22 protein-coding genes are annotated in these 19,515 nt (G+C 64.2%); 10 read left to right on the top strand and 12 right to left on the bottom strand.

Annotation, left to right across the window (positions count from 1 at the left end; all coding sequences use genetic code 11):
• Positions 1-14: 14 nt before the first annotated feature.
• Entirely contained in the window at positions 15-1,844 is a 1,830-nt protein-coding gene (gene typA, locus FJ940_RS00950) for a translational GTPase TypA (RefSeq protein WP_140492867.1), read from the bottom strand.
• Positions 1,845-2,097: 253 nt separating this feature from the next.
• Here typA and FJ940_RS00955 point away from each other — a divergent pair, with 253 nt between their 5' ends.
• The gene (locus FJ940_RS00955) at positions 2,098-2,325 is read left to right on the top strand and encodes a hypothetical protein (protein WP_224518939.1); all 228 of its coding nucleotides are present in this window, start codon (positions 2,098-2,100) and stop codon (positions 2,323-2,325) included.
• An 87-nt stretch (positions 2,326-2,412) separates the two neighbouring features.
• Here the strand turns inward: FJ940_RS00955 and FJ940_RS00960 are convergent, their stop codons facing one another.
• A complete protein-coding gene (locus FJ940_RS00960; protein ID WP_140880322.1) occupies positions 2,413-3,696 on the bottom strand; it encodes an MFS transporter in 1,284 nt (427 codons plus the stop codon).
• Positions 3,697-3,770: 74 nt separating this feature from the next.
• Here FJ940_RS00960 and FJ940_RS00965 point away from each other — a divergent pair, with 74 nt between their 5' ends.
• Together FJ940_RS00965 and FJ940_RS00970 are read left to right on the top strand one after the other, a co-directional pair.
• Entirely contained in the window at positions 3,771-4,388 is a 618-nt protein-coding gene (locus tag FJ940_RS00965; RefSeq protein WP_140492858.1) for a TetR/AcrR family transcriptional regulator, read from the top strand.
• 44 nt (positions 4,389-4,432) lie between these two features.
• Positions 4,433-5,026 (top strand): hypothetical protein, encoded by a 594-nt coding sequence (locus FJ940_RS00970; protein WP_140492855.1) that lies wholly within the window; start codon positions 4,433-4,435, stop codon positions 5,024-5,026.
• Positions 5,027-5,141: 115 nt separating this feature from the next.
• On the opposite strand, the gene FJ940_RS00975 is transcribed toward FJ940_RS00970, so the two are convergent.
• Positions 5,142-5,309, bottom strand: coding sequence for a hypothetical protein (locus tag FJ940_RS00975; protein ID WP_140492852.1), 168 nt, complete (start codon positions 5,307-5,309; stop codon positions 5,142-5,144).
• A 308-nt stretch (positions 5,310-5,617) separates the two neighbouring features.
• Between FJ940_RS00975 and FJ940_RS00980 the strand changes: the two genes are divergently transcribed.
• Positions 5,618-6,535, top strand: a complete 918-nt coding sequence (locus FJ940_RS00980; RefSeq protein WP_140492848.1) for an SMP-30/gluconolactonase/LRE family protein — start codon at positions 5,618-5,620, stop codon at positions 6,533-6,535.
• Between the two features lie 23 nt (positions 6,536-6,558).
• Positions 6,559-6,765: a 4-oxalocrotonate tautomerase family protein gene (locus FJ940_RS00985; RefSeq protein ID WP_013892236.1), complete on the top strand. Its 207-nt coding sequence runs from the start codon at positions 6,559-6,561 to the stop codon at positions 6,763-6,765.
• 3 nt (positions 6,766-6,768) lie between these two features.
• On the opposite strand, the gene FJ940_RS00990 is transcribed toward FJ940_RS00985, so the two are convergent.
• The 8 genes from FJ940_RS00990 to FJ940_RS01025 all read right to left on the bottom strand — a co-directional run bounded on the left by FJ940_RS00990 (position 6,769) and on the right by FJ940_RS01025 (position 14,101).
• Positions 6,769-7,299: an NADPH-dependent FMN reductase gene (locus FJ940_RS00990; protein ID WP_140492845.1), complete on the bottom strand. Its 531-nt coding sequence runs from the start codon at positions 7,297-7,299 to the stop codon at positions 6,769-6,771.
• A gap of 30 nt (positions 7,300-7,329) precedes the next feature.
• Entirely contained in the window at positions 7,330-7,950 is a 621-nt protein-coding gene (locus FJ940_RS00995; protein ID WP_140492842.1) for a pyridoxamine 5'-phosphate oxidase family protein, read from the bottom strand.
• 24 nt (positions 7,951-7,974) lie between these two features.
• Positions 7,975-8,649, bottom strand: coding sequence for a septation protein A (locus FJ940_RS01000; protein ID WP_140492839.1), 675 nt, complete (start codon positions 8,647-8,649; stop codon positions 7,975-7,977).
• A 51-nt stretch (positions 8,650-8,700) separates the two neighbouring features.
• Positions 8,701-10,536, bottom strand: coding sequence for a signal recognition particle-docking protein FtsY (gene ftsY / locus FJ940_RS01005; protein WP_140654896.1), 1,836 nt, complete (start codon positions 10,534-10,536; stop codon positions 8,701-8,703).
• Positions 10,537-10,548: 12 nt separating this feature from the next.
• Positions 10,549-11,874, bottom strand: coding sequence for a tRNA (N(6)-L-threonylcarbamoyladenosine(37)-C(2))-methylthiotransferase MtaB (mtaB, locus tag FJ940_RS01010; protein WP_140654899.1), 1,326 nt, complete (start codon positions 11,872-11,874; stop codon positions 10,549-10,551).
• Entirely contained in the window at positions 11,874-12,758 is an 885-nt protein-coding gene (gene dapF, locus FJ940_RS01015; RefSeq protein ID WP_140518073.1) for a diaminopimelate epimerase, read from the bottom strand. The genes mtaB and dapF overlap by 1 nt, the downstream gene beginning before the upstream one ends.
• Positions 12,759-12,830: 72 nt before the next feature.
• A complete protein-coding gene (locus FJ940_RS01020) occupies positions 12,831-12,992 on the bottom strand; it encodes a DUF1328 family protein (RefSeq protein ID WP_140492827.1) in 162 nt (53 codons plus the stop codon).
• Between the two features lie 89 nt (positions 12,993-13,081).
• Positions 13,082-14,101 carry an MBL fold metallo-hydrolase gene (locus FJ940_RS01025; protein ID WP_140654902.1) on the bottom strand — a complete coding sequence of 340 codons (1,020 nt, stop codon included), beginning with the start codon at positions 14,099-14,101 and terminating at the stop codon, positions 13,082-13,084.
• Positions 14,102-14,230: 129 nt separating this feature from the next.
• Here FJ940_RS01025 and FJ940_RS01030 point away from each other — a divergent pair, with 129 nt between their 5' ends.
• From FJ940_RS01030 to zapE, 3 genes are all read left to right on the top strand, one after another.
• The gene (locus FJ940_RS01030; RefSeq protein ID WP_140492821.1) at positions 14,231-14,674 is read left to right on the top strand and encodes a hypothetical protein; all 444 of its coding nucleotides are present in this window, start codon (positions 14,231-14,233) and stop codon (positions 14,672-14,674) included.
• A gap of 136 nt (positions 14,675-14,810) precedes the next feature.
• Positions 14,811-15,350, top strand: a complete 540-nt coding sequence (locus FJ940_RS01035) for a protease inhibitor Inh/omp19 family protein (protein ID WP_140492818.1) — start codon at positions 14,811-14,813, stop codon at positions 15,348-15,350.
• Positions 15,351-15,377: 27 nt separating this feature from the next.
• Entirely contained in the window at positions 15,378-16,637 is a 1,260-nt protein-coding gene (zapE, locus tag FJ940_RS01040; RefSeq protein ID WP_140654905.1) for a cell division protein ZapE, read from the top strand.
• On the opposite strand, the gene FJ940_RS01045 is transcribed toward zapE, so the two are convergent.
• Complete coding sequence (locus FJ940_RS01045; protein WP_224704333.1) at positions 16,573-17,085, bottom strand: GNAT family N-acetyltransferase; 513 nt, start codon at positions 17,083-17,085, stop codon at positions 16,573-16,575. The two genes, zapE and FJ940_RS01045, sit on opposite strands and share 65 nt — an antisense overlap.
• A 235-nt stretch (positions 17,086-17,320) precedes the next feature.
• Between FJ940_RS01045 and mdh the strand changes: the two genes are divergently transcribed.
• Both mdh and sucC read left to right on the top strand, forming a co-directional pair.
• Complete coding sequence (gene mdh / locus FJ940_RS01050) at positions 17,321-18,289, top strand: malate dehydrogenase (RefSeq protein WP_140492808.1); 969 nt, start codon at positions 17,321-17,323, stop codon at positions 18,287-18,289.
• Between the two features lie 30 nt (positions 18,290-18,319).
• A complete protein-coding gene (gene sucC, locus FJ940_RS01055) occupies positions 18,320-19,513 on the top strand; it encodes an ADP-forming succinate--CoA ligase subunit beta (protein ID WP_140492804.1) in 1,194 nt (397 codons plus the stop codon).
• Positions 19,514-19,515 lie beyond the last annotated feature (2 nt).

Genomic DNA, 19,515 nt, shown 5'->3' on the forward strand with positions numbered 1-19,515 from the left:
TCAGAAAGCAGAAATTACGCGGCGCCGACGGCCTTGGACGATTTCTCGAAGCGCTTGCGCTCGTTGGGATCCAGATAAAGCTTGCGCAGGCGGATGGTCTTCGGTGTCACCTCGACCAGCTCGTCGTCCTGGATCCAGGCCAGCGCGCGCTCCAACGTCATGCGGATCGGCGGTGTCAGCTTGACCGCCTCGTCCTTGCCGGCGGCGCGGATGTTGGTCAGCTTCTTGCCCTTCAGCACGTTCACTTCCAGGTCGTTGTCGCGGGAGTGGATGCCGATGATCATGCCCTGATAGACTTTGACGCCCGGATCGATGACCATCGGGCCACGATCCTCCAGGTTCCACATGGCGTAGGCGACGGACTCGCCCTGCTCGTTGGAGATCAGCACGCCGTTGGTGCGGCCGGGCAGTTCGCCCTTATAGGGCTCATAGGCATGGAACAGCCGGTTCATCACGGCGGTGCCGCGCGTGTCGGTCAAGAGTTCCGACTGGTAGCCGATCAGGCCGCGCGTCGGCGCGTGGAAGACGAGGCGCTGGCGGTTGCCGCCGGAGGGGCGCAATTCGACCATCTCGGCCTTGCGCTCGGACATTTTCTGCACGACGACGCCGGCATGCTCCTCGTCGACGTCGATGACGACTTCCTCGACCGGCTCCAGCAATTCGCCGTTCTCGCCCTTCTGCATGACCACGCGCGGCCGCGACACGGCGATTTCAAAGCCCTCGCGGCGCATGGTCTCGATCAGCACGGCAAGCTGCAATTCGCCACGGCCCGACACGAAGAAGGAATCCTTGTCAGGCGATTCCTCGATCTTGAGCGCGACATTGCCCTCGGCTTCGCGCAGCAGGCGGTCGCGGATGACGCGGCTGGTCACCTTGTCGCCTTCCGTGCCGGCCAGCGGCGAATCGTTGACGAGGAAAGACATGGTCACGGTCGGCGGATCGATCGGCTGCGCGTGCAGCGGCTCGCTCACGCTCAGGTCGCAGAACGTGTCGGCGACGGTGCCTTTGGACAGGCCGGCAATGGCGACGATGTCGCCCGCCTGCGCTTCCTCGATCGGCTGGCGCTCGAGGCCGCGGAAGGCCAGTATCTTGGAAATGCGGCCGGTTTCGATCTGGGTACCGTCATGATGCAGCACCTTGACCGCCTGGTTGGCCTTCAGCGTTCCGCTCTCGATGCGGCCGGTGATGATACGGCCGAGGAACGGATTGGCTTCCAGGATAGTGCCGATCATGCGGAACGGGCCGGGATGCACGGTCGGCGCGGGCACATGCTTGAGGACGAGGTCGAACAGCGGCGACAGGCCCTGGTCCTTGGGACCTTCCGGATTTTCCGAGACCCAGCCGTCGCGCCCCGAACCATAAAGGATCGGGAAGTCGAGCTGCTCGTCGGTGGCGTCGAGCGCGGCAAACAGGTCGAACACCTCGTTGACCACCTCGACATGGCGGGCGTCCGGCCGGTCGATCTTGTTGATGACGACGATGGGCTTCAAGCCGACCTTGAGCGCCTTGCCGACGACGAACTTGGTCTGCGGCATCGGGCCTTCGGCGGCGTCGACCAGCACGATCGCCGAATCCACCATCGACAGGATGCGCTCGACCTCGCCGCCGAAATCGGCGTGGCCGGGGGTGTCGACGATGTTGACGCGGGTACCCTTCCAGTCGACCGAGGTCGCCTTGGCCAGGATGGTGATGCCACGTTCCTTTTCGAGGTCGTTGGAATCCATGGCGCGTTCGGCGACGCGCTGATTGTCGCGGAAGGCGCCGGATTGTTTCAGAAGCTGGTCGACAAGGGTGGTCTTTCCATGGTCGACGTGCGCGATGATCGCGATATTGCGGAGGTTCATGATCTGGTCTCGGGAGCGTTGCAGGCAGCAGGCCAAAAGGCGCCGCCTCTTTCGTGTTGCGCGGCTCATACAGGGTTTTTCGCATTTGCGAAAGAGGAAGCGCGACACCAAATAATCATCAAATCTTAAGCATCGCCATGTGAAATGGTTTTGTTAACCAAGGCGGGAACCTTTTGCGGGCCCGGGCAGTTCGAACACCATGACCAACGCAGTCGTCAAATTTCGGCCGATTCTCGCAACTGCGGCTTTCGCCGTGCTGCTGGCTGCCGGCGCCGCTCAATCCGCGGCGACGCTCAAGGAAGCGCGGCCCGCTCTGCCGAGCGATATCCCGAGCGCCGAACAGGTCTTTGCGGATGCGCCCGATGGCGTCGATCCGGTGGTGACGGGGCCGGTCAGCGCGGCCTTCAAGCAAAGGCAGCAAAGCGCCAACTGCGATAGCGCGGTTTGGCCCAACGTTCCGATAGTCTGCTATCCCGACTGATCGGCTGCGCGCCGTTGGCGAAGCTGCCGATCTCCCCCTTATTGAAAGATCGCCAATCTGACCGACGGCCCCTCGTCCGAAGGCGCACTACGCCGCCTGCGGCTCCGGGTCGAACGCCGGCCGGCTGGTGTTGATCAGGAGCGAGATACAGGCGGCGGCAATCGCGGTCATGCCGGCGATCAGGAAGGCCAGTTCGTAATTGCCTTGCAGTTCGCGCATGGTGCCGCCGAAGAAGGCGGCGGTTGCCGCGCCCACCTGATGGCCCGCGACGATCCAGCCGAACACGATCGGGCCGCTGCGGTCGCCGAAGGCTTCATTGGCGAGCCGCAGCGTCGGCGGCACGGTGGCGATCCAGTCGAGACCGTAAAGCACGGCGAAGATGATCAGACTAGTCGCCGAAAAGCCGGAATAGGGCAGATAGATCAGCGAAAGGCCGCGGATCGCATAATAGACGCCGAGCAGCTTGCGCGGATCGAAACGGTCGGTGAGCCAGCCCGACAGCGTGGTGCCGATCAGGTCGAAAATGCCCATCATCGACAACAGGCCAGCCGCCTGCACCTCGTTGATGCCCATATCGCCGCAAAATGCGATGAGATGCGTGCCGACCAGCCCGTTGGTGGTGAAACCGCAGACGAAGAAGGTGGCGAACAGGTACCAGAAGACGCGCGTGCCGGCGGCGCGGCGCAGCGTGGTCAGCGTGTGGGTCAGGAAATTGCCTTGTGCCGCCGGCGGTACCGGCGGCACGTCGTCGGCTTCCGCGCCATAGCGCACCATGCCGATCGATGCCGGGCGTTCCGGCACCAGCAGCAGCACCAGCGGCACCAGACAGGCCGTTGCGACGGAGATGGCGGTGACGACCGGCTTCCAGCCGCCTGATTGCGCCAGCGAGGCCAGCAGCGGCAGGAAGACCAGCAGACCGGTGGCGCTGGAGGCCGACATCAAGCCCATGACGAGACCGCGGTTGGTCTTGAACCAGCGGTTGACGATGGTGGCGCCGAGCACGGTGGCGACCGCGCCGGAGCCGACGCCGGAAAACACGCCCCAGGTGATCAGCAGATGCCATGGCTTGGTCATCAGCAGGCTGAGCGCGGTGGAGGCCGACATCACCACAAGCGCGGCAAGCAGTGTGCGCCGCAGCCCGATCCGCTCCATCAGCGCGGCGGCAAACGGCCCGGTCAGGCCGTAGAGGAAGATGCCAACCGCGGCAGCCAGCGACACCACGTCGCGCCGCCAGCCGAAACTTTCCTCCAGCGGCAGCATCATGACGGCTGGCGCGGAGCGCAGGCCGGCCGCGATCAGCAGGCAGAGAAAGATGACGGCGACCACGACGAAAGCGTAGCGCTGGCCAAATGGACGGGATTGAGCTAGCATGTTACTGACCGGTACGTTGCAGGATGGAAACATGTATACGTACCGATCGGTAACAGTGTCAACCGAGACCGCGAATGCCACCAGACAATAAAATTGAACCGTCCATCAGCAGCGCTCACGCGTCGGCTCCGCCAAAGGCGGCGGAAAAGATACTCGGCGTGGCGCGCGATCTGTTTTACCGGCAAGGCATCAGGGCAATTGGCGTCGATGAGATCGTCAGGCGCGCAGGGGTCACCAAGCCCAGCCTCTATCGCAGCTTTCCCTCCAAGGACGAATTGGCCGCCTCTTATCTGCGCCGATACGACCTCGAATTCTGGGAACGCTTCGACGAGGCGGTGAACGCCCATCCCAGCGATCCGCGCGCGCAAATCCGAGCCTTCCTGACCCGCGTCGGCAAGCGCACGCAGAAGCCTGACTATCGCGGCTGCGGCATGACCAATGCGGCCGTAGAATATCCCGAGCGCGGCCATCCGGCGCGCGTGGTGAGCGAGGACAACAAGCAGGAACTGCGCCGCCGCCTGCGCGCCATGGCCGCCGCGATGAATGCCGCCGACGCCGACACGCTGGGCGACGGTCTGCTGCTTCTGATCGAAGGCGCCTATATCAGCGGCCAGTTGTTCGGCGCCGGTGGCCCGGCGGCGTCGGTGGCGATCAACGCCGATCTGCTGATCGAGGCGAGCTTGAAGAAATAGTGTTTGGCGATAGGCTGCTGCGACCTTCAACGGAGATGTCCGCGATGCGCAGCCTGGTTCTTCCGCTCGTTCTCGCCAGCGTCTGCCGGGCAGCGCATGCCGGCGAGATATCGAGCGCCTACACCGATCTCGACTGGAAGAACGACTGCGTCACCTATGCGCAGGCCGGGGACGGTGATGGCGACTGGGCCGACCTCGCCTGTTCGGGCTATCGTGGCTATCCGGTGCTGATCGCCTATGACGATGCGCGCGAATCGCTGTTTTATGGTTTCCCGCCCGGCGGCGACATGACATCGGTCTGGGAAAGTTTCTCCGGCTTCAATTCCTCAGGCGCCAGGATCGAGTGGCGCATCGAGACCGACGGCGACAAGGCGGTGCCGTTCGCGGTCATTCACCGCCGCTCAATCAGCAATCCGGAAGACGAGAAGAAACCCACCGACGTGCTGCTCGTCTCCAAGGTCGCGCAAATGGATGCGCGCGACGGCTGCACGGTCGCACTGGTGCTGGCTACAGGAAATCCTGCCGCCAACGATCAGGCGCGCAAGCTTGCCGACGAGAAAGCACGGTCCTTCGCCTGCGGCAAGGACCGGCGCACCGTCATCGGCGAGGTGCCGGCTTTCGGGCGCGTCGACAATTGAAGGACAAGCGTTCGCCGCTCGCCGACGCGTCAAATGCTTCTGTTTTCACGCGCCCTCGTCATCACCGTTGAGGAACAGCAATGTCTCGGAGCGCGCTGGTCTGCTTGTTGCGGGCTCAGCCGTAGATCTGCTTGTGGACCTGATAAAGCATTTCCGAGCGGTCGGCGCGCATGTCGGCCAGATCGCGGCTGGAGAAGCTGTCGATTTCAGCGACGAGGCGGTTGTAGTTCTTGCGCTTGGCAATGCTGCTGCGGGCGCGGGTCAAGAGGCTGTCGAGGATCATAGCGAGTTTCCTTCTGGGCCGCATTTGGCGGCCGGTTTCTTCCTCCCTTGATCGATACGGAGCATGACATAGGAATAGTGCATCGCAAAAAGAAGATGTTGCAATGCACCATTGCGCTATGTGCATAGCCGGTTAATGGCGCCTGAACGCCACCCCCGGCGCCGGCGCATTGCCCTTCCGTGATGGGAATGCCGGTTCCTGTCGTTTTGTCTTACAAATTGCGGAAATGTCATCGCCGCCGACCTTGCCATATCGATCTCCTGCTGGCTTGATCGCCGCCGGATCGCCAACGTTACCGGGAGGAAAGAATGGCCGCCGCCGACTACGAAATTCTCGATCCGCGTTTTGCGCGGTTGTTCAACGGCAATGCGCAAGTGGATAAGCTCTTCACCGGCTGCCGATGGGCGGAAGGGCCGGCCTGGTTCGCCGCCGGTCGCTATGTCGTCTGGTCCGACATCCCGAACAACCGCATGATGCGTTACGACGAGACCGACGGCAGCGTCAGCGTGTTTCGGCAGCCATGCGGCAATTCCAACGGCAACACCGTCGACCGGCAGGGCCGGCTGGTGACCTGCGAGCATTCGGGGCGCCGCGTCAGCCGCACCGAGTTCGACGGTTCGGTCACCACCATTGCCGCCAAATGGAAGGGCAAGCGGCTGAATTCGCCCAATGACGTGGTGGTCAAGTCGGACGGCTCGATCTGGTTCACCGATCCAACCTACGGCATCGACACCGATTACGAGGGCGACAAGGCCGAGAGCGAGATCGGCGCCTGCCATGTCTACCGCGTCGATCCCGGTACCGGCGATGTCGAGGCTGTCATCACCGACATGGTCAGGCCGAACGGGCTGGCTTTCTCGCTCGACGAGAGCAAGCTCTATGTCGTCGACACCGGCCGCACGCATGGCGCGCAGAACCCGGCGCATATGCGGGTATTCAATGTCGGTGAGGGCGGCAAGAAGGTCTCGGGTGAAAAAGTCTTCGCCGACTGCACCGCAGGCCTGTTCGACGGCTTCAGGCTCGACGATGCCGGGCGCATCTGGACCAGCGCCGCCGATGGCATCCATTGCTACGATCCGGACGGAACGCTGATCGGCAAGGTCAAGGTGCCCGAGGTGACGGCCAATTGCGTGTTCGGCGGCGCCAAGCTGAACTGTCTCTACATCGCCGGCACCACCTCGCTCTACATGGTCCGGCTGATGGTGAACGGCGCCAAGACCTACTGAGCTGAATTAAAGGGGAGGACGTCATGCCATTCGTCAACATCCGCATCGTCAAGGAAGTGATCGCCGCCGATCCGGCCGGCAAGAAAGCCGACATCGCCAAAAAAGTCACGGCGGCGATCATGGACGCCACCGGGCTCGGCAATGACGATGTCTGGGTGGTCTTCGAGGAGGTCAACGCCCGCGACTGGTATGTCGGCAAGACCGATGTCGAGACGCTGAGAAAAGGGTAGGCGCTAACGCGCGCGAATGAAATCCGCGAAAGCGGACAACGCATCTCGCATTGCCAACGCGTTCGCCTGCTCCCCCAGGACGGCCTCCACCTCAGCTGGCTTCTTGCCGAGCAGCCCGATCTCCAGCCCGCCGTCATGAAGCGCGAAGGACATGGTGCGCATGATCTCCGCCAATGCGGCGCGGGCATAGAGCGAGCGCGGCGAGGCGTGCACCAGCATGGCCGGCTTGTCGACGGCGGCATCGCGCGAGACCAGCCAGTCGAGCGCATTCTTCAGGCCGCCCGGCACGCCATGCGCATATTCCGGGCATGAGATGATGACGCCGTCGGCGGCGGTGACGGCATCGATCAGCCTGGACGCTTCGGACGGCGTCCGCTCACCCTCGTCGTCGGGGTTGAAGATCGGCAGCAGGCCGAGTCCTTCATGGATGGCGACGCGGCAGCCCTCTGGCGCGTTCCACGCCAGTGCCGCGACCAGGCCCGAATTGGTGGAGGCCGCCCGCAGGCTGCCGGAAATGGCAAGGAGGTTCAGCAAGGCGACGCTCGGACGAATCTTCCGCGCAGGCTACCACATCGTCTGCTTGTATTCGTCGTCCAGCCAGCGGTCGGTCGCCTCGGCCGAATCGGCGAGCGCCAGTTGGTCGCGCAGGATCTGACCGAGCGTCGGCAGCGTGGCGCGGTCGTACCAGCTGTTGGGCTTCCACAAGTCGGAGCGCATGAAGGCCTTGGCGCAATGCATGTAGGCGGCCTTGACGGCGACCACGACGACGCTCTGCGGCTCCTTGCCGTCGACGGCCAGCCGTTCGCGCAAACCCGCGTCGACGGTGATGCGGGCGTCGCCGTTGACGCGCAGCGTCTCGTTCATGCCGGGAATGAGGAACAGCAGCCCGACCGACGGGTTGAGCAGGATGTTCTCCAGCGTATCCAGCCGGTTGTTGCCGGGCCGGTCGGGGATGGCGATGGTCCTGTCGTCAAGCACGGCGGCGAATCCTGGCTTGTCGCCTTTGGGCGTCACATCGGCATTGCCTTCGCCGTCGGAGGAGCCGATCAGCACGAAGGGGCTCTTGCCGATGAAGGAGCGGCAATGGCCGTCCAGCGCCTTCAATTCCTTGCGGATCGAACCATCCGTCGGACGCGGCGTCTTGTAGATCGTCCGCAGCTCTTCGCGCGTGGTAACGAATTCCATGGCACTCCCCCCAATTTGCAGGCCTTACTTGCCGGCCTTCTCTTCGCCGCCGGTCTTGTCGTCCAGCGAATGGCGCAGGATCAGCGGCATCTGGCTGAAGGTGAACAGAAGCGTGATCGGCATGATGCCCCAGACCTTGAAGGTAACCCAGGCATCGGTCGAAAAATTCCGCCACACCACCTCGTTGACGAGGGCCAGGAACAGGAAGAACAGACCCCAGCGGAAGGTGAGTTTTCTCCAGCCCTCGGCATCCAGCCTGAAGGCGGAATCGAAGACGTAGCCGAGCAGCGATCTGCCGAAGAACAACCCTCCGAGCAGCACGCCGCCGAACAGCGTGTTGACGATGGTCGGCTTCATCTTGATGAAGATGTCGTCCTGCAGGTAGAGCGTCAACGCGCCGAAGATGAAGACGACGACGCCCGACACCATCGGCATGATCGGCAGGGTGCGGGTGAGTAGCCACGACGCGACCAGCGCGATCGCGGTGGCGGCCATGAACAGGCCGGTGGCGACGAAGATCGGGCCACCGAATTCAGCCAGCGCCGGGAATTTCTGCGTCAGCCATTCGCCTCGCGCATTGGCGAAAAAGAACACCAGCAGCGGCCCTAGCTCGAGAACGAGCTTGAGCAGCGGGTTGACGCCTTCCTTCTTCTCTTTCTGCGGGTCGGACGGATCGCGTTCGAGAATGGGTGGGTTCATATCTTCCTTCTTACGCACGATCCGGTTGAAGCAACTTCCGGGATCATGCCGTTACGCAACGCCAGCGATCGCCCTGGCGAATTCGCTTGCCGAGAACGGTTCGAGGTCGTCGACCTGTTCGCCGACGCCGATGAAATAGACCGGCAATCTGTGTTTTGCCGCGATCGCCACCAGAATACCGCCACGCGCCGTGCCGTCCAGCTTGGTCATCACCAGGCCGTTGACGCCGGCGATGTTGCGGAAGATCTCCACCTGGTTGAGCGCGTTCTGGCCGGTGGTGGCGTCGACCGTCTGCAGCACGGTGTGCGGGGCTTCCGGATCAAGCTTGCCCAGCACGCGCACGATCTTTTCCAACTCGGCCATCAGCTCGGCCTTGTTTTGCAATCGGCCGGCGGTGTCGATGATCAGCACGTCGGAACCCGCTTCCTTCGCCTTCTCGAAGGCATCGTAGGCGAGGCCGGCGGCATCGGCGCCGAGCTTGGAGGCGATGACCGGCGATTTCGTCCGCTCGCCCCAGATCTTGAGCTGCTCGATGGCGGCGGCTCGGAAGGTGTCGCCGGCGGCCAGCATCACCGACAGGCCGCCATCGGTCAGTTTGGCCGCCAGCTTGCCGATGGTCGTGGTCTTGCCGGTGCCGTTGACGCCGACCACCAGGATGACATGCGGCTTGTGGCTGAGGTCGAGTTCCAGCGGCAGGGCGACGGGGGTCAGCACCTTCTCGACCTCCTGCGCCATCACGGTGCGGACCTCGGCGTCGGAGACATCCTTGCCGTAGCGGCTGGCGGCCAGCGAATCGGTGACGCGCAAGGCCGTCTCCAGCCCGAGATCGGCGCGGATCAGCACGTCCTCCAGATCCTGCAGCGTGTCGTCGTCGAGCTTGCGCTTGGTGAAGACGCCGGCAATGTTGCCCGACAATTCGCGCGAGGAGCGGGCAAGCCCGTCCCGCATGCGCTGGAACCAGGAGCGCCGCGGCGCCGGCTCCGGCGCCTTCTGCGGCTCGGCCTTCTGCTCCACCTTTCTGGCGACCGTTACCTTTCCGGGGGCGGGCGCAGCCTTCGGCGGGACGGGAACTGCCTCAGGTTCCGGCGCGATCTCGGCGCGCACAGGCTGCGGCTCGATCGGCGCAGGCTGGCGAATCGGCGGCGAGATTTCGGCGGCGATTTCGGCGCTGGGTGCCAGGTTCTCGACAGGTCGGCGCTGCCCCTCACCCTCGCCCTCTTCCCGTGAAGGACGGGGAGAGGGAGGCGTTGGCGTTGCAGCTTCTTCCTTCTCCCCGTCACTATACGGGGAGAAGGTGCCAGCAGGCGGATGAGGGGCGGCGCCGGCCTGTGAAGGCTGCGCCGAAGACGGTGTCGCAGGAATCTCGATTGGCGCCGGCGTCTCGACCGGAACTTCGGCGGGCGTCGGTACTTCGGCGGGTGCCGGTTCCGGCAGCTGCTCCGGGCGCGACGGGACAATTTCCGGCTCGGCGGGCGCTGGTTGCGGTACCTCCTGCGGCCGCGGTTCGGGCGCAGGCTCCGGAATGGCCGGGGGTGTCGGAATTTTCTCAGGGGCCGGCGGCTCCGGGCGCTCTGGCGCCGGTGCCGGTTCCTCCTCCGGCCGCGGCTCCGGCAGCGGTTCCGGCTCGGGCGGAATGGTCGGCTCCGGCACCGGCGGAATGGCCGGGGCAGGCTCGGGTGTCGGCTCCTCGGGCGGCGCGGGCTCGACGGGAGGCTGAGCCTGGCTCTCCTCCCGCTTCAGGAATTCCGGAACGGCCTGCTCGGCCGCCGGCTTCAGCGTGTCGAGCTGATCCCATTTGATCGGCGGCAGCGGGGCGGTCTCGTCGACGCGCTCCTCGACGACCTCCTTCTTGCCGAACGAAAATATCTTCTTGAAGAACCCGGCCATCTCTTGCGTTTCTCAGGCGGCGCGGGCGGCAAGCGGAACCGCGATCAGCCGGGCGCCGTCATGGCCGGTGACTGTTGCTTCGACGATCTCGCCCGGCGCGCCGGTGGCGAGCGCGGCGAGCGTGAACCCTTCGGTGCGGCCGAGCCCGTCGCGCTCGATCAGGATCGACTGACGCGTTCCGGAGAGCGACGACAGATGGCGGCGATATGCCGTCTCGCCGGCGTCGCGCAGGCGGGCTGCCCGCTGCTTGATCACTTCGCGGCGGACCTGCGGCATGCGCGCGGCGGGCGTGCCTTCGCGCGGCGAAAACGGAAAGACGTGCAGGTGGGTCAGCCCGCATTCCTCGACGATCTTTGCCGAATTTTCGAACATCGCCTCCGTCTCGGTCGGGAAGCCGGCGATGATGTCGGCGCCGAAGACGACGTCGGGGCGCAGCTTGCGCACGTCTTCGCAGAAGCGGATCGACTGATCGCGCAGATGCCGGCGCTTCATGCGCTTCAAAATCATGTCGTCGCCCGATTGCAGCGACAGATGCAGATGCGGCATCAGCCGCGGCTCGGTGGCGATGGCGTCGAGCAAATCGTCGTCGGCCTCGATGGAATCGATGGAGGAGAGGCGCAGGCGCTTGACGTCCGGCACCTGGCGCAGGATGGTCTGCACCAGCCTGCCGAGTTTCGGTGCGCCCGGCAGGTCGGCGCCGAAACTGGTCATGTCGACGCCGGTCAGCACGATCTCGGCATAGCCGTTGCCGGTGAGCCGCTTGACCTGCTCGACCACGGCGCCCATCGGCACCGAGCGTGAATTGCCGCGGCCATAGGGGATGATGCAGAAGGTGCAGCGGTGGTCGCAGCCATTCTGCACCTGCACGAAGGCGCGTGCCCTGCCCTCGATGGCATCGACCATATGGCCGGCGGTCTCGCGTACGGAGAAGATGTCGTTGACGCGCGCCTTCTCGCTGTCGTTGACGCCGAAATCCGGCAGCGCGCGATAGGAATTGGCCTTCAGCTTCTCCTCATTGCCAAGGACGAGATCGACCTCGTCCATGGCCGCGAAATTCTGCGGCTCGGTCTGCGCCGCGCAGCCGGTGACGATGATGCGAGCTTCGGGGTTGTCGCGGCGCGCCTTGCGGATCGCCTGTTTGGCCTGGCGGACCGCTTCGCCGGTGACGGCGCAGGTGTTGAAGATGACGGCGCCGCCGGCCAGCCCACCGAGGCCCGCAGTTTCGGCCTCGCGCCGCATCACCTCGGATTCATAAGTGTTCAGCCGGCAGCCGAAGGTCACCAGTTCGATGCGATTGGGGCCCTTCCCCACATCGCCATCCTTGAAAGGAGCGGGCATCAGGCCGCGCTTTCGGTGTCGCGCGCCCAGGCGCCGCTCGAGGGATCGAAGCTGCCGGAAAACTCCCATTCGGCCGCACCGGTCAGGATGACATGGTCGTTTTCAAGCCATTCGACGTGCAGCGAGCCGCCGCCGGGGGTCAGTAGATTGACGCTGCGCCCGGTGCGCCGGGTGCGGGCCGCAGCCACGACGGCGGCGCAGGATGCCGTGCCGCAAGCCTTGGTCAGGCCGGCGCCGCGTTCCCAGGTGCGGATGATCATGCTGTCGGGCGAGGTCACCTGCGCGATGGTGATGTTGGCGCGCTCGGGGAAGATCGGATGGTTTTCGAGCAGCGGTCCGAAGCGGTCGAGTTCGTAGGACCAGACGTCGCGGTCGACCCAGAAGATGGCATGCGGATTGCCCATGGAGACGACCGAGGGCGAATGCAGCACCGGGGCGTCGATCGGGCCGACCTGCAATTCGATCATGCGGGTATCGCGAAACTCCTCAGCGAGCGGAATGTCCCGCCAGCCGAAGCGCGGCGTGCCCATGTCGACCGAGATCGAGCCGTCGGCATGTTCCTGCGCGTTGAGGATTCCGGCGACGGTCTCGAAGGTGAATGTCTTTTGTCCGGTCTCGGCCGCCAGCGCCTGGACGACGCAGCGCATGCCGTTGCCGCAGGCCTGCGCGCCCGAGCCGTCCGAATTCAATATGTCGATGAAATAGGCCGTACCCGGCGTCCGCGCCTCATGGATCGCCATGATCTGGTCGAACCGCGTCGAGGCATCGGCGTTGAGCGCGATCGCAGCTGTCGGCGTCACCCGGTCGGCACGGCCGCGCATGTCGGCAACGATGATCTCGTTGCCGATGCCGTTCATCTTGGCGAAAGGGGCGGTGCCTGCCATTTCTTCCGGTCATTCCGTACTGTTTGCCGCTATATGGCGGAAAAGGGCGGGAATTACCAGTGCATCGCGCCTTCAGGTGACGGCGAAGACGCCGAGCACGATCAGCAGGAATATGATCAGCACGATACCGATCAGGATGCGCGCGCCGGTGGCCGCCGCACCCGCTAATGCAGGCATGCCGAGCAGGCTCGCAGCGGCGGCGATAATCAGGAGAATGATGATCCATCTGAGCATGGAAATGCCTCGCAAAGCGATAGAAATCGAAGCCCCTTCAACAAACGCGCCGGTGGCGCTCGGGTTCCGCCTGCCGCGGCAGGCCCCGGTCAGAGCGCCGCTTCCTGCGGCACGTCCCAGACCTCGCCCGGCCGCAAGGCGCGAAAACGTTCGCGCGGCAGGCCCTCGGCCTCCAGCGCCTCGTCGAGCTTGCGTGCCGGCTCGTCGATCGGTTCGTCGGTGAGCTGGAACGTGCCCCAATGGCAGCCGGCCGCATAGGCGGAGTTGCACAATGTCATGCCTTGCACCGCCTCCTCCGGGTTCTGATGCTGCGAGGCCATGAACCAGCGCGGCTCATAGGCGCCGATCGGCAGGATGGCGAAGCGGAAGCCGCCGTGCTTGTGAGCCATGAGCCGGTAGTTGATGCCATCATGGAAGCCGGTATCGCCCGCGAAATAGATCCGGCCGGCCGGCGTCTCGATGACGAAGCCGGCCCATAGCGCCATGCGCCGGTCGCGTGTGCCGCGCGCCGACCAGTGATGCGCCGGCTCGACATGGACGGCCACGCCATCGCCGATGTCGACCCTGTCGCCCCAGTCATGCGCCGAGAGCCGCATGCCGGGAACCGCCCCGCCAATCAGGACGTCATTGCCGAACGGGGTCACCACCAGCGGGTCGTGCCTGGCCTTGAGCTGCTTCAGCGTCGCGATGTCGAGATGGTCGTAGTGATTGTGGCTGACCAGCACGAGATCGATCGGCGGCAGGTCGGCCAGGGCGATGCCCGGCGCATTGACGCGTTTCGGCCCGACGAAGGAGAACGGCGAGGCCCGCAGCGACCATACCGGATCGGTGAGGATGTTCAGGCCCGCGGTCTGGACCAGCAGCGTGGAATGACCGACCATGGTCACGGTCAGGCCGGCGCCCTCGACACGTGCAGGCGGCTTTGCCTGCGGAAAGGGGCTCGGATTGGTGGCCGGCCATTTCGAGCGTTGGCCATTGAACTGCCATTTCAGCAGATCGGCGAAACGCGCCGGCGGCTGGCCGCCGGGATTGAAGAACAAGGTTCCGTCGAAATGATCGCTGGGCGGGCCGTTATAGTAGCGATTGGCGGCTTTCGGTCTCGCAGCCAATTTGCGGCTCCAGCGAATTTCGTCTTGATAGACATAGCCCTTGTGCCGGCTGGCGCAAGCGTTTGCCGGCCGAATGCCAACGGCCCGGGCGGCCGGCTTGAGTAGGATCGGATTGGGGAGGACGATGCCATGGCGATGAAGCGGACCAGGACACCATGGATGAAGGCCGGGGATTTCGGCCGCTCGCTGGCGCGCGGCATCGGCGTCAACCTGCTGGTGAGCGACATGGCGGCCATGGAAGCCTTCTGCCGCGACGTGCTCGGCGCCGATATCATCTATGCCGACGAGGATTTCGCGGCGATCGAGCTGCTGGGCTCGGTGTTCATGCTGCACGCCGACCATTCCTATCTCGACAATGCCATGACAGGGACGATCGCCGGCGCCGAGACACGCGGCGCCGGCATCGAACTGCGCCTTTACGGCGCCAATCCGGATGCGGTCGAGGCCGCCGCGCGCGATCACGGCCACATCGTGCTGGCCGGAGCGATCGACAAGCCGCACGGCCTGCGCGAGAGCTATGTCGTCGGACCGGACGGCTATATATTCGTGCCGAGCGCTCCGCTGGCCGGATGATAGCGACAAATTTGCAACAATTCTTGGCGCAAACCCTATTTTAACCATATCGGGTTGAAATTTCGCCACCTTCTCCATCTTGGTGGAGGGCGACATTGTGCGGACGGCAGCCCCGCCGGATCCGACGGAGGTTGAAATGACTTTTTCGAAAACAGCCCTGGTGGCCGTATCGCTGGCGGCGCTCGTTGCGAGCGGCTGCTCAACCTCACGGTTTTCCTCGATGGACGACCAGCAGCCGGCGCCGCTGCAGCCAGCACCGTCCGGGCAAGTGACGGCCAACCAGTTGCCGCCTCCGGCCTCCCCCGGCACCACGGATCCTTCGCAATTCCCGACCGCGCCGCAGAACAGCCAGGTCGCCTCCTTGCCGCCGGACGGTTCGGCGCCGGCGGGTGCGCCGGACCTGACCGCGGCCAGTGTCGCCGGCGTATGGAACGCCAGCGTTTCCGGTCAGAGCTGCAAGGTGGCGACGCCGCAGACCAAATTCGGCGCCGGTTTCCGCGCCGGACCGCTGCATTGCCCGGCGCCGATCGACGGCATCAAGTCGTGGAACGTCGCCGGCAAGCAGTTGACGCTTTACGATGAGAATGGCGGCACGCTGGCACGGCTATATTCCTCGGGCGGCTCGAAATTCGACGGCCAGACTTCCAATGGCCTGCCGATCTCGCTTACAAGGTAAGCCAATCCCTCGACAACGACGTGACCTATGCATCTGCGTGACGGCCTCCAGACCCATGTGACCGTCAGGCAGCGTTACGACCATCTGGTCGACACCGGTGCCATCGAGCGCGATCCGGCGCAGGAGCGGATCGTCACCGCTCTCGACCGGCTGGTATCAGAGATTTCGGTGAAGCGGCTGGCGCACAAATCGAGCGCGCTTGGCTGGCTCTTCGCCCGCAGGCGCGAGACGCACGAGGCGGTCAAGGGCCTCTACATCCATGGCGGCGTCGGCCGCGGCAAGACCATGTTGATGGACTTGTTCTTCGAGCTGCTGCCGGTACGGCGCAAGCGCCGCGTGCATTTCAACGACTTCATGGCCGAGGTGCAGGACCGCATCCAGAAGCACCGGCAGGAGCGCAAGGACGGCACGGTGAGGGAAGACGATCCGATTCCGCCGGTGGCGCGGGCGCTTGCCGAACAGGCCTGGGTACTGTGTTTCGACGAGTTCTCGGTCACCGACATCGCCGATGCGATGATCCTGTCCCGGCTGTTTTCGGCGCTGTTCGCCAGCGGCGTGGTGCTGGTGGCGACGTCGAACGTGGCACCGGAAAATCTCTATCGCGACGGGCTGAACCGTCAGCTTTTCCTGCCCTTCATCGGCATATTGGAACGGCACGCGCAGGTGCTCTCGCTCGATGCCGACAAGGACTATCGGCTGGAAAAGCTTGCCCGTACGCTGGTCTATGTCACGCCCGCCGATGCGGCGGCCGATGAGGCGCTGGACGCGGCTTGGCAAACGATGACGCGCGGCGCGCCGACGGCCGAGGCGTCGCTTGCCGTCAAGGGCCGGCAGTTGGCCGTTCCGCGCGCCGCCGGCGACGCGGCGCGTTTTTCCTTCGCCGATCTGTGCGAGAAACCGCTCGGCGCGCGCGACTATCTGGCCCTTGCCGACCGCTTCTCGACCATCTTTATCGACCACATTCCGGTGCTGGGTGAAGGCCGGCGCAACGAGGCCAAGCGCTTCATCCTGCTGGTCGACACGCTCTACGACCATCACATCAGGCTGGTGGTAAGCGCGGAAGCGCCGCCGCAGCAACTCTATGTGGCCAAGCGCGGCGTCGAGGTGTTCGAGTTCGAACGCACGGCTTCGCGGCTGATCGAGATGCAGAGCCGCGACTGGCTGGAGGATTGGGCGGAGCGGCGGAAGGCGAAGACGACGCCGGAGGCGCGGCAGGCGCCGGCTACGCCGCCTTCGTCCCAGGGCGGAGCGACGCAAAGCGAAGCGCGCACCCTAGGACGAAGATAGGCCGAACTCCTGTCAGCCTCGCTACAGTTGATAAACATACATGACGAAGCTCTCTGCTGACTCGTGCGTCTCCTTGCGCGACTCGTAAAGCGCGGGCGGCACGGTTGTCCGGCTCGGTGCCGACCCAGGCTTCTTCGCAGCCATTCTCCCTGCCGATCGCAAACATCGCGTCGAGCATCTTTCGCGCGATGCCCTGGCGCTGGAAGGCCGGCGATACGCCGAGTTCATCGATGTAGAGCTCCGTCATTTTGTCGGGATGACGGTGGATGACCGCGGCGCATTGACCGACGGTCACGCCGTCGGCGAGCGCCACGACCATGAAATGGCCGGGCTCCCTGAGATAGGCTGCCAATCGATCCGGCCTGACCGGTTCGTCGAACACATCGTCGGCGACCCGCATCACAAGGGCGTCATCGCCGGCTTCAAGTCTTACGATCTCCATCTTCATCGTGTAAATTCTCTTCAGTCGAGTTCAAAACTTTTACGTTTACGTAAATCCCGGTTACTCTAACCGATTGAAAACGCTCGCTCCAAAATAATCGTTTGAATTTACGCGGCGCCGGGGCTATTGGGTGCGGCGAAATCTCGCGGGATCCCCGCAGCATTCCGGTCTCTTCCTCGACGCCGTCATCAGATCGTCAGCGATTTGAGCGACATCACGAACAAAGGGAAACTATCCTGACATGGCACGCAACAAGATAGCGCTTATCGGCTCTGGCATGATCGGCGGCACGCTCGCTCACATGATCGGCCTCAAGGACCTCGGCGACGTGGTTCTGTTCGATATTGCCGAAGGCATCCCGCAGGGCAAGGGGCTCGATATCGCGCAATCGTCGCCGGTCGACGGGTTCGATTCCAGGCTGACCGGCGTCAACGACTATGCCGGGATCGAAGGGGCGGACGTCTGCATCGTCACCGCCGGCGTGCCGCGCAAGCCGGGCATGAGCCGCGACGATCTGCTCGGCATCAACCTCAAGGTCATGGAACAGGTCGGCGCCGGCCTGAAGAAGTACGCGCCGAAGGCCTTCGTCATCTGCATCACCAATCCGCTGGATGCGATGGTCTGGGCGCTGCAGAAGTTTTCCGGCCTGCCCAACACCCATGTCGTGGGCATGGCCGGCGTGCTCGACAGCGCTCGCTTCCGCTATTTCCTGGCCGAGGAGTTCAAGGTCTCGGTCGAGGACGTTACCGCCTTCGTGCTCGGCGGCCATGGCGATTCCATGGTGCCGATGATCCGCTATTCGACGGTTGCAGGCATTCCTCTGCCCGATCTCGTCAAGATGGGCTGGACCTCGAAGGAGAAGCTCGACCAGATCGTGCAGCGCACCCGCGATGGCGGCGCCGAAATCGTCGGCCTGTTGAAGACCGGCTCGGCCTATTATGCGCCGGCCGCATCGGCGATCTCGATGGCTGAAGCCTATCTCAAGGACAAGAAGCGTGTGCTGCCTTGCGCGGCTCATCTTTCCGGCCAGTATGGCGTGAAGAACACCTATGTCGGCGTTCCCGTGGTGATCGGCGCCGGTGGCGTCGAGCGCGTCATCGAGATCGAGCTTTCCAAGCCAGAGCAGAAGATGTTCGATAGCTCGGTGGCGGCGGTGCAGGGCCTGACCGAGGCCTGCGTCAAGATCGCGCCGCAACTCGCCTCGAAGTGAACCCCAGCAGCTGATCCGGAGACGATCCAGATGAACATCCATGAATATCAGGGCAAGGCGCTGCTGAAGGGCTTTGGCGCGCCGGTGGCCCAAGGCGTGCCGGTGTTCAAGGCGGATGAGGCGGAAGCCGCCGCCAAGGCGCTGCCCGGCCCGCTCTATGTGGTGAAGAGCCAGATCCATGCCGGCGGCCGCGGCAAGGGCAAGTTCAAGGAGCTCGGGCCCGACGCCAAGGGCGGCGTGCGGCTGGCCAAGTCGGTCGCCGACGTCGTCGCCAACGCCAACGAGATGCTCGGCCACACGCTGGTGACCAAGCAGACCGGCCCGGCCGGCAAGCAGGTCAACCGGCTCTATATCGAGGATGGCGCCGATATCGAGCGCGAGCTCTATCTGTCTGTTCTGGTCGACCGTTCGGTCGGCCGCATCGCCTTCGTCGTCTCGACCGAAGGCGGCATGGACATCGAGGCGGTCGCCCACGACACGCCGGAAAAGATCATCACCGTCGCCATCGATCCGGAAAAGGGCGTTACCGCGGATGACGTGAAGAAACTCAATGGCGCGCTGAAGCTCGACGGCGATGCTGCCAGGGACGGCGGCACGCTGTTCCCGATCCTCTACAAGGCCTTCGTCGAGAAGGACATGAGCCTGCTCGAGGTCAATCCCCTGATCGTCATGAAGAACGGCCGGCTGCGCGTCCTCGACGCCAAGGTGTCGTTCGACAACAACGCGCTGTTTCGCCATCCGGATGTGCTCGAGCTGCGCGACACCACCGAAGAGGACGAGAAGGAGATCGAGGCGTCGAAATACGACCTCGCCTATGTCGCGCTCGACGGCAATATCGGCTGCATGGTCAATGGCGCCGGCCTCGCCATGGCGACGATGGACATCATCAAGCTCTACGGCGCCGAGCCGGCCAACTTCCTCGACGTCGGCGGCGGCGCGTCGAAGGAAAAGGTGACGGCGGCCTTCAAGATCATCACCAGGGATCCGGCGGTCAAGGGCATCCTGATCAACATCTTCGGCGGTATCATGAAATGCGACATCATCGCCGAGGGCGTTATCGCCGCGGTCAAGGAAGTGGGCCTGAAAGTGCCGCTGGTCGTGCGCCTTGAAGGCACCAATGCCGAACTCGGCAAGAAGATCATCAACGACAGCGGCCTCAACGTCGTGTCGGCCGACGATCTTGACGACGCGGCCAAGAAGATCGTGGCGGCGGTGAAGGGCTGATC

Origin of the sequence: Mesorhizobium sp. B2-3-7 (assembly GCF_006442695.1) — a bacterium.
Lineage (GTDB): Bacteria > Pseudomonadota > Alphaproteobacteria > Rhizobiales > Rhizobiaceae > Mesorhizobium.